16 protein-coding genes are annotated in these 14,881 nt (G+C 40.6%); 14 read left to right on the plus strand and 2 right to left on the minus strand.

The features are described 5' to 3' along the window. Positions 1 to 2: 2 nt before the first annotated feature. The 14 genes from DC487_RS05145 to DC487_RS05215 all read left to right on the plus strand — a co-directional run bounded on the left by DC487_RS05145 (position 3) and on the right by DC487_RS05215 (position 13,779). Positions 3 to 2,567: a bifunctional DNA primase/polymerase gene (locus DC487_RS05145; RefSeq protein ID WP_116774835.1), complete on the plus strand. Its 2,565-nt coding sequence runs from the start codon at positions 3 to 5 to the stop codon at positions 2,565 to 2,567. Between the two features lie 130 nt (positions 2,568 to 2,697). Then, the gene (locus tag DC487_RS05150; RefSeq protein WP_116774836.1) at positions 2,698 to 3,021 is read left to right on the plus strand and encodes a hypothetical protein; all 324 of its coding nucleotides are present in this window, start codon (positions 2,698 to 2,700) and stop codon (positions 3,019 to 3,021) included. 2 nt (positions 3,022 to 3,023) lie between these two features. Next, positions 3,024 to 3,242 carry a hypothetical protein gene (locus tag DC487_RS17200; protein ID WP_116774837.1) on the plus strand — a complete coding sequence of 73 codons (219 nt, stop codon included), beginning with the start codon at positions 3,024 to 3,026 and terminating at the stop codon, positions 3,240 to 3,242. A 640-nt stretch (positions 3,243 to 3,882) separates the two neighbouring features. Continuing rightward, positions 3,883 to 4,116, plus strand: a complete 234-nt coding sequence (locus DC487_RS05165; RefSeq protein ID WP_116774839.1) for a hypothetical protein — start codon at positions 3,883 to 3,885, stop codon at positions 4,114 to 4,116. 44 nt (positions 4,117 to 4,160) lie between these two features. Next, a complete protein-coding gene (locus tag DC487_RS05170; RefSeq protein ID WP_116774840.1) occupies positions 4,161 to 5,204 on the plus strand; it encodes a hypothetical protein in 1,044 nt (347 codons plus the stop codon). Positions 5,205 to 5,298: 94 nt separating this feature from the next. Beyond that, the gene (locus DC487_RS05175; RefSeq protein ID WP_116774841.1) at positions 5,299 to 5,994 is read left to right on the plus strand and encodes an Ig-like domain-containing protein; all 696 of its coding nucleotides are present in this window, start codon (positions 5,299 to 5,301) and stop codon (positions 5,992 to 5,994) included. 171 nt (positions 5,995 to 6,165) lie between these two features. After that, on the plus strand, positions 6,166 to 6,918 hold the full coding sequence (locus DC487_RS05180) for an Ig-like domain-containing protein (protein ID WP_116774842.1): 753 nt from the start codon (positions 6,166 to 6,168) through the stop codon (positions 6,916 to 6,918). Positions 6,919 to 6,938: 20 nt separating this feature from the next. Next, positions 6,939 to 7,547 (plus strand): hypothetical protein, encoded by a 609-nt coding sequence (locus tag DC487_RS05185; RefSeq protein ID WP_133228372.1) that lies wholly within the window; start codon positions 6,939 to 6,941, stop codon positions 7,545 to 7,547. Between the two features lie 914 nt (positions 7,548 to 8,461). Continuing rightward, positions 8,462 to 8,833 (plus strand): VRR-NUC domain-containing protein, encoded by a 372-nt coding sequence (locus DC487_RS05190; RefSeq protein ID WP_116774844.1) that lies wholly within the window; start codon positions 8,462 to 8,464, stop codon positions 8,831 to 8,833. A 134-nt stretch (positions 8,834 to 8,967) separates the two neighbouring features. Beyond that, positions 8,968 to 9,243 carry a hypothetical protein gene (locus DC487_RS05195; protein ID WP_133228375.1) on the plus strand — a complete coding sequence of 92 codons (276 nt, stop codon included), beginning with the start codon at positions 8,968 to 8,970 and terminating at the stop codon, positions 9,241 to 9,243. Beyond that, positions 9,236 to 10,012 (plus strand): terminase small subunit, encoded by a 777-nt coding sequence (locus tag DC487_RS05200; RefSeq protein WP_116774846.1) that lies wholly within the window; start codon positions 9,236 to 9,238, stop codon positions 10,010 to 10,012. The genes DC487_RS05195 and DC487_RS05200 overlap by 8 nt, the downstream gene beginning before the upstream one ends. Further along, a complete protein-coding gene (gene terL, locus DC487_RS05205; RefSeq protein WP_116774847.1) occupies positions 10,012 to 11,517 on the plus strand; it encodes a phage terminase large subunit in 1,506 nt (501 codons plus the stop codon). Before DC487_RS05200 ends, terL begins: the two co-directional genes overlap by 1 nt. 26 nt (positions 11,518 to 11,543) lie before the next feature. Then, a complete protein-coding gene (locus DC487_RS05210; protein ID WP_116774848.1) occupies positions 11,544 to 13,034 on the plus strand; it encodes a phage portal protein in 1,491 nt (496 codons plus the stop codon). A 424-nt stretch (positions 13,035 to 13,458) separates the two neighbouring features. Then, the gene (locus DC487_RS05215) at positions 13,459 to 13,779 is read left to right on the plus strand and encodes a hypothetical protein (protein ID WP_116774849.1); all 321 of its coding nucleotides are present in this window, start codon (positions 13,459 to 13,461) and stop codon (positions 13,777 to 13,779) included. Between the two features lie 55 nt (positions 13,780 to 13,834). Here the strand turns inward: DC487_RS05215 and DC487_RS05220 are convergent, their stop codons facing one another. Then, positions 13,835 to 14,023 carry a hypothetical protein gene (locus DC487_RS05220; RefSeq protein ID WP_116774850.1) on the minus strand — a complete coding sequence of 63 codons (189 nt, stop codon included), beginning with the start codon at positions 14,021 to 14,023 and terminating at the stop codon, positions 13,835 to 13,837. Beyond that, positions 14,016 to 14,654: a mobilome CxxCx(11)CxxC protein gene (locus DC487_RS05225; RefSeq protein ID WP_116774851.1), complete on the minus strand. Its 639-nt coding sequence runs from the start codon at positions 14,652 to 14,654 to the stop codon at positions 14,016 to 14,018. Before DC487_RS05225 ends, DC487_RS05220 begins: the two co-directional genes overlap by 8 nt. Positions 14,655 to 14,881: the final 227 nt, after the last annotated feature.

The following is a 14,881-nucleotide window of genomic DNA, read 5'->3' on the forward strand; positions in this document are numbered from 1 at the left end:
GAATGGCTGTAGCTTTGGCGAATATTTGGGCTGAGATACTTCCGCTTATTAAAGACGGAGTTTCTTTGATTGCTGTTAGGGAAAAAGAAGAAAAGGGACGGCCAGCGAAAACACCGTACGGTTATTGGACAGAGTTCCAGTCACGTAGAGCTGATGAGTCGGAATTGTGGCAAATTATGGAAAGCCATGATACCAATGCTGTTGCTGCGGTGTGCGGAGCTATATCGGGAAATCTAGAATGTATCGATATCGATAGCAAGTACTATCCTGGTATCGATGCTCAGCTGCTTGCTGATATGAATAAGTTTTATCCGCATCTATATACTCGGCTTCGTGTTCACCGAACGCCGAGCGGTGGATATCATATCTTGTACCGGATTCAAGATCATCTTCCCGAAGGTAATCAGAAGCTAGCCGGTAGGCCTACTAGCGAAGCGGAGCAGCAAGCCCAGCGTGATCGCGGAGTCAAAAGGCCGAGTAAGAATGTCAATTTTCTGGAAACAAGAGGTGAAGGTGGATACTTTTTATATCCGCCATCGATGGGGTATAGTGTTCATCAGAATAATCCAATACCAATTATCAGCTGGGAGGAGCGGTGTAGTTTAATTAATCTATGCCGCACCTATGATGAGGTGGTGCGAGTTGCTCCGAGTCCCAAGCCTACCCAAGCGCAGGAGTCATACTACACGACCAATCCATTCGAAGATTATAATTTCCGCTGTGATCCGCTTGAGCTGATGCAGTCTCAAGGATGGTCCTTTCTTCGTGAAAATGCTAAGTTCATTTGGTTTACTAGGCCAGATAAGACAGAAGGCGTATCGGCCAGTTGGAATAAAGAAAAGCGAGTATTTTATGTCTTCACTACCTCGACTGATCTGGAAGCGACGCGCGGTTACAATCCAGCAACTTTACTAGCTGAATTTACTTTTGATGGAGACAAGAAACAGGCATTTCGATGGTTAATTGATCAAGGGTATGGAAAAGTTAAGCGCGCTGTTGAGCAGTCGATAATTAAGAAAGCCGCTATAAATGGTACTGCCGCAGTTCCTGCCAATTTCTCGAAAGAAGCGCAGGAAGAGTTTCAAAGGTTGCAGGTACAATATCAACAGCAGCATCCTCACGGTATATTTTGGGAGTATGACGATAAAGGTAAGTTTGTAATTAGCAGACAAGACTTTTTGCATGTAGCCCATCAGCTTGGATTCCGCTTGTATAAAAATGAAGCCGTCCAGATCAATGGTAGCTTTGTAATGCGCATTACTTTGATCGAATTTTTCGGCATGATGAAGGATTATATTCAAGAAGAGGAGGCTGATGTTTACAAAGATATTTGCAATGCATATGAAAAGTTTATTCAGGCTTCTGGTAAGTTCATTTTGGATTCACGCCTTGAGAAGTTCGAGGATACAGATTGTGTTCAAGATAGTAGCGATGTATGCTATAAGTTCTATAATAATGTGGCCGTTCGTATTACTGCTACAGGAATTAAAGCGATCGAATATGATAAGATCGACGGGTTCATTTGGGCAGACAAAATGCTTTCTCGGAATTACCAAAGCCAAAGCGATGCTGCTACTGAAGATCTTTACGAGCGATACCTCAAAAACGCAACTGGACCAGATGAAAAGGGAAACGTTAAGGACTATGTGAAGAATGTGATAGGTTTTCTATGTCATGACTATAATTCGCCAATAAGCTTGTATGCAATAATACTTACTGAAATGGTTAACGATCCGCGCGAGGGTGGTGGTAGTGGTAAGAATATCTTCGTCAATCTGCTGAAGAATTTTATCGGAGTTAGCACTGCTTCTGGGGCGATGATAAAGTGGGATGATAAATTCTACGCCGTATGGAATGACTCTTCCAGGATATACTTCATTCCTGATATTCCCAAAAAGATCAATTGGGAATTTATCAAAAGTACTATCGAGGATCCGTATATCAATAAAAAATACAAGGGGGAGTATTCGGTAAATATTCAAGATTCACCCAAGGTCGTTTTTAATACAAACTATTCTTATGAAGATAGCGATGGTGGTTTGAAGAGAAGATTTCGTCCGGTAGAATTCACAGATTACTACACCGTGCGCGGCGGTGTTGATGTTGTTCACGGCAAACTATTTCCAGAGGGCTTTACTAAAGAAGAGTGGAAAGGGTTTGACGATTTCGTGCTTCGCTGCATCCAATTTCACTTACAGCAGGGCTGTAAAATTGATTTGGCGGATCTATCTGATAATGGTTGGGAGAAGAAGTTTAATATCCAGTACGGTGAGAAAACCTTGGAATTCATTTCTGATAACATTCAGACTTGGCTTGCCTCAGATTATGTTGAAGTCTCAAATTTTCAAAAATCATACGATGATTACGTTGCTACTGAATTAAAGGAAAAATATAAGCTGAGTCAGCGTACATTAAATAATGCTGTGAGGGATTTTTGCGAGAGGTATGAGCTAAGTTTTGGGCAGTCCGTTGTGAAAAAGGTGGCTCATTCGTCTAGACGAGTGCATGTGTTTGAAGGGGAGTATATAGCTGATCAGGATATCGAGAGAGAAGAATACCCATTCTAATCGAAATAAAAGTTTAAAAAGTTTGTTTAGTTTAAAAAGTTTAATATATTTGTATCATAACAAAGAGATAGAAGGGGGAGGCAACCCCCAACTATCAAGGTGTATAAATCTCTAACAAAGAATAAATACGATGCAAAGTAAAGAAAATCTAACAAAGCAAGCAACTCCGGAGGCAAACGGGGTTGCTTTACCTCATGCAGATCTGCTGGCGGATCTTGATCCACAGGAAATTCAGATGGTCGTTGCTGATTACCACAGCGACAAACACACCAAGATTTGTCCAGAGTGTGAAGTAGAAGTGTCGCCGGACAATCTAATATATATTACCGACGAAATCGCTACTTGGGGTGAGCCAGAATACGGACATACTGAATGTCCTCAATGCGGATCGGAAATCAGTCCATCCGATTTGGAAAAGCCCTCTTTCGATTACTGGTTAAAACTTACTGCATAGCCATGCCTTCTCCAAAGGTTATTATCGGTCATCTTCATAGTGAGGATGACCGGCAGGAAAGCGCGCTTGAAAGCCGAGAGAAGATACAGCGGCGCTCAACTGGCGAAGAGCTGAATGCTGAGGCCGACGTTCTAGAGTTTATCAAGGGAATCTTGGTGTTTATATTGATCGTTGCGGCGGCCGCTACACTTGGATACTACCTCAATAAATACACCTCTTAGCCATGGACACATATACACAGTGCCCAGAGGAGCTTCTCGAGCGTGGTATCAGAATAGTTGATCTGAAGGATAAGCCGCACCTGTTCAATGGGCGTAAATTAGTGCGCCTGCCAAGAGCTCCGTGATCAGCAGAGTTTTTGAGGATAATGGTTTTTGTAGAGTTTGCGGTTAGGGTGGAGATTGGGTAGGTGCTAGAGCTTCACCCTCATCAATAACAAGTGTTTTTTAATGATTCTTTGTTACAAAGCTACTTTGTAACGTAAATGATAATTAAAAACGTGAAAATTATAGGACTTCAGTAGATGAGCTAGGTTAACTTAACTTAAATATTTTAAGGTGGTATACTGCCATGACCCTTATCATCGATTGGCAGATATCTATATCGCGCGGTGGGCTATCAAAATAGGTGCCCTATGTTACTAATTACTTTTTACCGCCTTGTTATACCAGTTGTTTTTATTGTATCAAACATTTTAAATGTTTTATTGGTATTGGTGATAAATAGTGTAAAATATATTATACTTGTAAAACCCCAGCTTAAAAAGGGGTGCAAAGGTAGAAAAGATATTGATATTTCCAAAGGACAGTTTATGTCGATGTCTAAAAAGCTGATTGATATGTGTTTGTAATTGTAAATACTATGAAAGTTCTATTAAGTCACATCAAGAAGTCCATTTTTGCTTTTTTCAATACTGCATTTGCTTCCGATATGGATGTAATAAGTAACGAGGCAAAGAAAAGCCTTTCTAATTATCACGATAGACGTGAACTTGCTGAAGCGATTTCACGAATGCGGGAGTTGGAGCTAGAAGGGAAAAAGCCTGAAACTTCATTTACTTTGAAAAACGGAGAAAAGGTGACCCTGGTACGTTAAGTTTTCCAAGTTCGGATTAATGACCAATAATCCTTGAAACAATTATGAATTTTGGACTAACCATCCTTGCGGTATTTTACATAATATATTTAGTAGTACCGGGCATATTTTTTAAACGCTTTTATTTCCAATCGAAGTTTAACAAAGAATTTTATTCGGGATCTTTTGCGGATAAAATTATCACAAGTATATTCTGGGGGATCATCATTCAATTAATAATTGTACTGATCTTCATGTCTGTGTCTAGTATGGATATGAGTCAGCTGTACATCAGATGTAAAAATATTTATTCAGATTTACAGACAAACTCTTTGCCTGATGTTAGTGATTTTCAGTTAAAAACCCTACTAGTTTTATTTATTTTAAGCATGATACTGGCATGCACTCTAGGGCATATAGTCCACAAAGCGATACGGCTTTTGAAGCTAGACATAAAGTTTTCCCCACTTAGGTTTTCAAATGAGTGGAATTATCTTTTTAGAAATGAATTGAATCATGACGACTTTAAATTAAACAAGTACCGAAACTCATATCACTCTACTCAAGTAGATGTTTTCGTAAATGACTCTTCTGAAGATAAACCAAATTTTTACACAGGTGTCCTGCATGATTATTCGTTAGATCAAGATGGACAATTGGATCGTATATCTTTATCGATAGCGAAAAAACGGATCATCAAAGAGGGTGCTAAAGAATATTCCGATGTGGCTGGCGACATATTAATTATACCATATAGGAATATTTCAAACCTAAATTTGAGGTTCAATTATATTTACAAAGAAAAGAAGGACAAAGACTATACTTTGCTTCAAGGATTTGCTGGGATTATTTTTATGATTGTTTTCTTCGGAACGATTATTATACCTCTCGTTTTCGCATCGAGCTTCATGCAAGGTGTTTATTCAGCATTTTTGCTCTTCCTTTCTTGGGCATTCTCACTTGCCGTGTTTGCTGATTTTTTTAATAATAAAACTGATAGAACAGTTTCATGGAGACATAGGTTTGTGTTGTTTATTTTTAGTATAATATCTGGCTACGGAGGACTATATTTGCTGGAAATTGTAAATTTGGACTTTTTACGGTTTTAGTTGTAAAAAACTCTTTAGCTGGTGGTAATGGGCGTACAGCTTCCACAACCCCTCCCCAAATAATTTTCCTATCTTTATAGAAAATTATGATACTATGACTAACTTCCTAAAATTAAGTACCTACCTTTTCCTGTGCCTTTCCTTCTTCGCCTGCTCCAAAGATGATCCGCAGCCTGTCCCAGCATTAAGCAGAACAGAAGCAGCACTTAAATATGATGAAGACGTCCAGTTCAGAGTTCCTAACTTTTCGAACGTAACATGGTCCAGTAGTGATGAGTTTGTTGGGACGGTTGATGAGTCTGGCAAATTCACCGCGCACCACGTCGGTGAGGCTAAAATAACTGCCACTGTAGACGGACAAACCCTCACCGCGACTGTAGTTGTGGAGCCGTATGTCACCGGTATTGTCGAGCCCTACTTAAATTTCGGTGGTAGTGTCCAGAGTATAATGGAATATGAAAAGCGCGAGTATTTAGAAGATATCAGTACAGTATATACGGTATTTCGCGGTCAAGGAGACTTAGAAAAATATGTCGGTTACCTAACCGCTCAAGGAATAATGGTCAGCGCTAACATTGAGTTTATATTTAATCTCAATGTGATTCAAAATGTGATGCTTTTCTATAAAGAGAGATACAACTATCTTGGTAAGGGCTACAATGATAGAGATTATTTTGAGAGTAAAGATGGATCATATCGAGTTTTTATATCTGGCGGCGATAACGCTTACTATACGCAAGATCCTTTCCTTGCTTCAACAATAATCGAGGAAGTTAACGTGCCGTGGTAAACCGTAAAGAACAGTGCAGCCTATTTTCCTATATTTGCTGAAATTATGAAGTTATGAAATTATTATTAGTGGTTGTGGGTCTGTTGTGTTTGGGTGTGATCTAGGATTACGGGAAAACGTAGTTACTAGCGTGATTTATTTTCTTATATTCGCCAAAAATTACAAATAATTATGACCTACAATCTACAATTGAAAGCACTTGCGCTTATCGCGCTATTATTTGTTGGGTGCTCCAAGAATGAAGAGTCTAACTACCAAATCAATCAATCCGAGGTGAAATTAAAGTATGACGGTGATTTCGCATTCACTGTTTCAAATGCCTCGAATATAGAATGGTCTTCAAGTGATCCTTTTGTGGGAACTGTCGACATCAATGGAAATTTCACTGCTGAACATATCGGAGAAACCACTATTACCGCTAGGCACGCAGGAGGTTCCACAATTGCAAGAGTGATAGTTGAGCCTTATATTACAGATATTGTTGAGCCGCATTTTAATTATGGTGCAAATAAAAATGCTATTAAAACCTTGGAGAAACGAAACCTAAAAAATGAATCTTCTACAGATCTTCTTTATCAAGGTCAGGGCCAGAAGGAGAACGAGGTGTACTATTCGTTTTCAGGAGGATCCCTAGATGGATCGATTTTGACATTTAGATCTTACTCTTCCCTTGCAACGGATCTTGCAAGATTCTATGGCGAGAGGTATAATTACTATGGCTCGACCGATGATGCAGTATTTTTTGAAAGCAAAGATGAAAAGACATTGATTGGCATATCAGCATTAGCTTCGATCGGTATAGGTGCCGTTTACATAAGACCTTCCTCATCCTCAAGAAGTGCAAAATTAAAGATGCCGAAGTTTGTTGAAAAAATGAAATCAGATCAGACTGTTTTGTCTATTATAGATATATTAGAGAAATAGTGAATCCAACTGCTAATATCATGTTAAGATCAATCCTTGTTACGATTACTTTTGCGCTTTATACAACATTTGATGTAGCCGCGCAAGACGCAAGCGTTTTCGTCTCTCCAGATGGTTTAAAATTCGCTAATGGACAAATATTCATAGTGGTAGAAACAGGCGATAGTAAAGATGAGATCATTTCAAACATCGTGGCGAACGTAAAAACTAAAAGCAATTCTAAATATATTACTGTTGAAGTATTAAACGATGCGATAGTCATCAAGGATTTTATTCCTGGTTATACGAAGACGGATAAATCAGCAGGAAGTGCTTATCAACTTGATTTATCCTATAAAATGCTGGTAGAAGTTAAAGACGGCCGGTATAAAATAAATGTACCAGAACTGGATATTGCTGCAAATCAAAAATATGATGGATTTGCTGTTGTAGCTAATTCAGGAGTGCAATTTACATTGACTATGGGGTTTTCGGGTAAGCGTGATGTGTGGAATAATAAAGAGAAGAAGCTTTTTATATTTGATGAGAAAGGTAAGCTTGTCGAAAAATCCACTAAAGATAAGTTGGAGAAGGATTTATCTCGTGTAGTTGATTTAGTAGCGGATCAAACAAAGAAGTCTGATTGGTGATATATCAATGAATATAATATAGTACCAATAATGATACTGCTGACAATTAAAATGATTGTCCAAAGAGCTCCTTTATAGGGGCTTTTTATTTGCTTTAATAAATTCCGATAACGTTTTTCAAATTCCTGGATATGTAACAATTTTTAACACCCTGTAACAGGAGTGTAACAATAACTCTTGTTACAAAAATCACCCTTTTTTGTACAGCTGATGCACTTTTTTATATCTGTAACAAGAGTAACAGCATTTTAGTAATAATTAGTTTAAAAAAATAAATGCAACAATGTAATGTTTAAAAATAATCAATATTCCTATAGGGTAAACGAATTCACAATTATGTTTTCATAGTGGTTTGTAAAAAAGGGTGTTATTCTGTTACAATTTTGTAAATAATTGTTTTTCAGTTTATTAAGTCGTTTTTCATCTGTTACGCCACTTTGTATAGTTGTTACAAACAGATGATAACAAATTATGCGACAGGTTACAAGATTAGGGCTTAGGTTACAGGAGGGTTACAAGTATACTTGTAACCAAAAACAGCCTTAAAAGTATATCAAGCACAATTTTTTATTAAGGTTACAGGAGTTACAACATTTTTACTATAAATATCCTAAAAAATTAAATGCAACAATGTAATCTTTATGAAACATCAATTTTCCTATAGGGTTAACGTACTCACATTTAGTTTTTATAGAGGTTTGTAAAAATTGATGTTTTACTGTAACCTGACCATTAATTCGCAATTAATCAGTGTTTTATAGGTTGCAGCTTCTGTAACCTTCAATTATTTTCTGTAACCCAACTTTTTACTTTGACATATCAAGACATATCACTAACTTTACACTGTGTATATGTGTTCATGCAGGGTGGCTTTCGGGTCATCCTGCATATTTTAAACCACACCACGTGTAGATATGACAGAAATCCAATTGCAAACCTCCGCAGTAACTTGGTTGTGGAACACCTACCCAGCCACACGTCGGCTTTTCTTTCACATTCCAAACGGGGGAAGTAGAAACGCCGTAGAAGGGATGCAACTCAAAGCATCCGGTGTAGTAGCTGGTATTCCAGATTGCATCCTAATCCACTTAGGCTTAGCCTACGGTTTTGAATTCAAAACATTAACGGGTACAGTCTCTCCAGAACAGGCAAAAGTACATCAGGTATGGCAGCAAGATGGTACACCAGTTTACATCATACGCACACTAGAGGAGTTTCAGAAGGCGATCATCTCTATCTTAGGCCAGCCCATCACAACCCAACTAGGGAAGGAGGTAGCAGCATGATCACAACATCTGTAAGTACAATCCCAACCACTGTAAACCTTCAACAATACCTTCAGCAATATCATCCCGATATCGCTCAAGAGGTTTACCAGCGTTTCAAGTCCTTGCCATGTACGCCTGAGATAATCAAGTCCGTGCATACTCATACTATACCACTTGCCAGTGAACATTGGCAGGTACAAATCATATCAATTGCAGCAGCTCTACTTCTGGTGTCACCTGAGACTATCTATACCGATTGCGGTATTCGTCGTAATAGTGGAGTTGCCACTATGCTGGGGAAGCAGATCGGGGTATCACATCAAGTCATTAGTAAGAAAGTAGAAAGAGCACGTCATTATTACACGCATGTCAGCTGGGCGCGTGATGCGGTAGATCAAATTGTAAAGGAGGTGAAAGGGAATGGGTAGTGAACAGCTAGAGGTAAAGTTAACCGTCAATCAGCGTCGTTTTGTAGAAGAGTATTGCAAAGATTTCAATGCTACGCAGGCGGCTATTCGTGCTGGATATAGCGCTAAGACAGCTGCTGTTGTGGGGCATGAGAACTTAAGAAAACCTAATATTTCCTCTGCAATCACCTCTAGGCTTGATGAACTATCCCTCACAGCAGAAGAGCTTACCAAGAAGACTGCGGATATCGCTAGAGGCAACCTCTCTGACTACATGACCACAAAGATGGTTGCATATACACCGATGGTTCGAAAGGGTCTTAATGAGCTTATCGCTGAACTCGAGTATGAGCTAATGCTTAAAGAGGAGTTTTGCGCGGAAAAAGGATATACCGAAGAAGCTTTTGATGAGTTTCAAGCTATGCTTGAGCCTAAGCGTGATCAGATCCTTGCTTATCAGATCGAATTACGTCGTAATCCCTTTGCTACCCGGTTAGTGAACGGTGAAACTGAACTTGTACCGCAAGTGGAAGTCGATATGCAAAAGCTTATCGCTGACAAGGAGAGAGGCATCATCAAATCATTTAAGTACGGTAAAAATGGGTTGGAGGTCGAGCTCTACTCAGCTGACGCCGCTATGGATCGTTTGATGCGCGTACGTGGGATGTACAAAGATAAATTGGATATCACCACCAAGGATCAATCATTGAATGAGAAGGTATCACCAGAGGAGGCGCAGCGATTGCTTCAGCAGCTGGCAAGTGGGAACTTTAACACGACTGACGCTTAATGACAACCAACGCAGCCTTTACACGTCGCGATATCGTCGCTCTATGGTGTAAGTCATCCATCATGAACTACACGCAGTACTTCTTTCAAAAGCAGTATTCGCGTAGTTTTGTTGTCGGTGATCATCATGTAAAGATTGCGAAGGCTTTGGATGATGTGCTGATGGGTAGGATCACTCGCCTGATCATCAATATAGCTCCTCGATATGGTAAGACTGAACTAGCCGTGAAGAACCTTATCAGCGCTGGTCTGGCCATAAATCCTGCATCTAAATTCATTCACCTTTCGTACAGCGATGACCTTGCTTTGGATAACTCCGAAGCGGTAAAGGATCTGGTCCAGTCAGAAGCCTACCAAGCGCTATTTCCGGATGTACAACTCAAGCAAGGATCTGGAGCAAAGAATAAATGGTACACAACAGCTGGCGGCGGCGTATATGCGCGTGCTGCCGGCGGTCAGGTTACTGGTTTCGGTGCTGGGCAAGTTGACAATGAGCCGAATGATGCACAGCTGCAAGATGACGAACTGGAGCTTGAAGAAATGCTTGCGCTTGGAGGTGAACTGTTTGGTGGCGCACTGATCATTGATGACCCTATCAAGCCTGATGATGCGGATAGTGAGATAAAGCGCGAGCGTGTGAATAATCGCTTCGATTCAACGATCATCAACCGTGTAAACTCACGGAATACGCCAATCATCATTATCATGCAACGACTACATGAAAATGATCTATGTGGCCATGTCCTTGCAAATTACCCTGGGGAATGGGAGGTGCTTAGTTTGCCATGTATCATTGTCGAAGAAGGGCAATCACTACAGCAGGGCAAAGCGCTTTGGGAATTCAAGCATAATCTCAATGAGCTGCTCAAGATGAATGATATCAACCCGATCAACTTCGGTCGCCAATACATGCAGAATCCGCAGCCTAAAGAAGGATTGATGTATAGGCCATTCAAAGAGTATTTGAATATACCGCCAGCTGGTAAAACCTACCGCAAAGCTTATGTTGATACGGCTGATACGGGCAAGGATTACCTATGTAGTATCGCTTACGTGGAGACTGATCTTGGCTGCTATATTCAAGATGTACTTTACACGCAGGATCCAATGGAGATCACAGAGCCTGATACCGCGCGACAGTTAGCAACATACCGAGTGACCGATGCTAAGATCGAATCGAATAACGGTGGTCGGGGCTTCGCACGAAATGTAGAAGCACATCTGGTAACGCTCAAGGCGTTCGATTGTAAGGTTAGTTGGTTTCATCAGGGAGATAATAAGCAGGCTAGGATCTTTACCAACTCTGCAAAGGTCAATATGCTCATCCATATGCCAGCAGGATGGGAGAAGATGTGGCCGCAGTTTCACAAACACATTACTACATACACCAAAAAAGGAAACAATCCGCACGATGACGCTGAGGATTGTTTGACAGGGATAGCTGAGAACTTTGGCATCAACAATGAGAGCAACATCGACGATTCAATTATAGGCATGTTTGGGTAGCCAAGCAGACACAGCAAGCAGTAATTATGAAAGAGACTAAGAAAACGCAAGAGCAGATCACGCCCACTCTCATTGAAGAGATGGGCAAGAAGGCCGCGCCAACATACGAGGTAAAGCCAGAGATTAGCCCCGATGATCATGCTATTCACGATGAGCAGAAGCGTAAGAAGAAGGCGATCGTCAAGAAGGTGCTAGGGGCGGATGGTAAACCGGTGATGATGGCCGATGGTGTTACTCCGGCAACACAGACAACGTACATCGATCCAGCTCGCTTATCTCTTTCACTTCAAGATATCATCGTTACACGTCGTGTTGCTTTCATGAACCTGGGCAAGGTCAAATTATTTGCAGAGCCAGACAATACCGGAGAGGAGCGTGCCTTTTCTCTGCTGCAACGCCTTCGTGAGAATAACAAAGTGGCTTTCAAAGAATCGGAGATTGCCAATATCATGAACCGAGAGCTTCAAGCTGCTAAGCTGTGGTATTCCGTTGATACAATCGATGCAACTCATTGGGGTGGATATAGTGCGGTAAAGAAGAACTTCAAGGTGCAGGTTCTTGCCCCAAGCAAAGGTGATACTTTGCTGCCTGTGTTTGATAACCATGGCGATCTGATCTACTTTGGTAGAGGTTATGAGATCGATGCTCAAGCAGGTGGCGAGAATGGCGGAGCAAGTGCAGGCGGCAGCGAACAGAAAACCAAATGCCTTGACGTTTACACGATCGAAAAGCTTTACCGTTTCCAACAGGGTGCTGCGGCAGGCAGTGGATCTGGAACAGGAGAAGGCTGGGCATTGATTGACACAGTTGAACTTCCATACGGTAAGATTCCAGTGATCTACTATAGTCGTGAAAGGCCTATTTGGGCAAACGTTCAGCCGCTTATTGAACGACTGGAAACAGTGATCAGCAACTTCGCCGACACCAACGATTATCATGCATCACCAACGCTCGTATTCAAGGGAGCAACAGGTGCGCAGGCCCAAGAAAAAGGGGAGAGTGGCAAAGCTGTTTTGCTTACTGGTGAACATGCGGACGCAAAGTACGTCACTTGGGATCAATCAGTCGATGCAGTCAAGCTGGAGATTGATACTCTGGTGAACTTCATCTATTCGCTTACCCAAACCCCAAACATCAGCTTCGAGGAAATGAAAGCTTTGGGCAATCTATCTGGAGTGGCATTTGATCGTGTGTTTATTGATGCGCATTTGGCTAGTCGCAGAGAGATTGAAGGTGGATACGGTGAGCTTATCCAACGTGGAATTAATCTGGAGAAAGCTTTGCTTGCGAGCATGGATACTTCGGTATCTGGCGCTATGCAATCGCTGTCAGTTACTTTCGAAGCGCCACACTTTCAATTGGAGGATCTCGATGCTGATGTTACCTTGGCTATCAAAGCCAAAGATGGTGGATTGATCAGCGTAGAGACTGCCATGGGTATTAGTGGTTTGGTCACTAATGTGCAGGATGAGATGGATCGGATGAAGGGGGAGGTACCGGCAGAAGTTAAAGAATAGCCGCGGGAATCATCTGTTCAAATAGTTTTAAATATTTTATGATATGTCGTGACATGTTTTTATATTTGATTATGCGAATCATCGCAAAGACATGCAGCAACAGGTTTCGTTACGGAAAAGGCGTTGAACCTTGTCGGGTTCAGAGTTCGGTGGTAAATAGTGATATGTGGTCACACTGTTGTTGGAAAAGTAAAATAGGCAACATATCACGAGAAGGGTGTAACGTGTAGATTAGCATTACCCTATTATCCACAAAGACTGACAGGTCGGAAAGACGGTTACTGGGGCGTTTCTGCATTGGGCAGGTGGTGTCGGTTCGAAACCGTTGCGCTCCACTTCATAATTTAGGTTAATTGGTTAGTATGGCCGTGGGATTCACCCCGTTTCTCACGGCTTTTTTAAAGGGGACAAACAACAAAGAGCCATGATCCACGCAATCTACATCTACTTCATCATAAATGCCTTTTTAGCTGGCGGCGTTTCGGACAACTGGAAGCAGTTAATAATTTACTTCTTATTTGGTTTGCCATATGCAGTGTGCATGATTTTATACCATAGAGTTATAAGACCTATCTCGGAATCAATGGAATTGATCACGCTATACCGCCTGTATTTCAGCAAACATTTTGAAGGAGAAAACCACCCTACATGGAAAGACATCCTAATGGACCTCTATCCGCGATCATCGCTCTACCGCAAATGGGTGATCAGGCTTATTGCTAGGAAGTACGGGTGGGAGATATAAAGACATAGAGCTAAAGGCTACAATAACTCCATGTCTTTTAAATTTTTAAGTTCATCTACCGTCCACAGCGTTCGCAAACCCTATTTAATGGGCCTAAACTTTTCTGAAGACGTTCGGTAAACTGTCTCCTTTCGTTTATTGAATTACTTTTGTCATAATCATCAATACCTTTCTTCAAATCCTTTTTTTGTTCGTTTGATAGCTCGGCATAAGCTAACAATAGTTGTTCTACTTTTTTATCCATGTGTAAAGTGCTTAGTTATATTTTTTTTCTCAAATTCACCACAAACAGGGCATTTTGTTGATTGCATTGATATAGGAATTTCTCCACACCCCGCACAGCCTCTTTGAAATTCCCGCAAACCCGATCGCATTCCCATTCGGCGTTCGCGATCGGTAATTAATTGTTTTGAATCATTTTTATTTAATGATATAAGTCTGGTCTCTAGTTTTTCGAATTTTCTTTCAGAAACGTCACCCTTACCATTTGAAGTAGCTAGCTTCTTAAATGCTTCACTAAGATTATCGTGTTCATTTATAGCCTCAATAGCGTAAGAATATTTGTCATCCCACTTATTAACTAATGAGAAGCAAGACATTAAAACTTGAAGAAGGGATAAGGGTGCTGACAGCGCAAGTATATAATTAAAGATTGGAGTGTCCAAATTATACGCCATTGCGGTAGCACCTACCATAATTGGCACTATAACGCCTAAAAGTGATAATCGTCTTAACCATGTTTCGTAAAATCTTGCTCTATTATTGAAAATATAGCTTTTGCCGAAGGATTGCAGACTATAGTTCCAGCATTTTTCTCTATTTGATTCAGGCCTATCATTATTTCCCGCCTCAGGAATTTCTTCAGATATTTCCATAGTAGATAATTGGTTTGTAAAAGTAATACAAATTTTTTTATCCCTAATACGGGAAACCTTACTTAGATATGGTTTCGAATTTCTTACTTTAGCAAAAATAAAGACGGCCAATCCATTTCTTGAAATTGAAAAACATACTATCCTACTCCCGCCACTTTCAAGCTGCTTTACAAAGGCGAGCCGAAAAGAATAAAGCTCGCTTTAAAAAGTACAAAAAGTCTAAAAAT

The sequence above is a fragment of the Sphingobacterium corticibacter genome, from assembly GCF_003076635.1.
Classification (GTDB): domain Bacteria; phylum Bacteroidota; class Bacteroidia; order Sphingobacteriales; family Sphingobacteriaceae; genus Sphingobacterium; species Sphingobacterium corticibacter.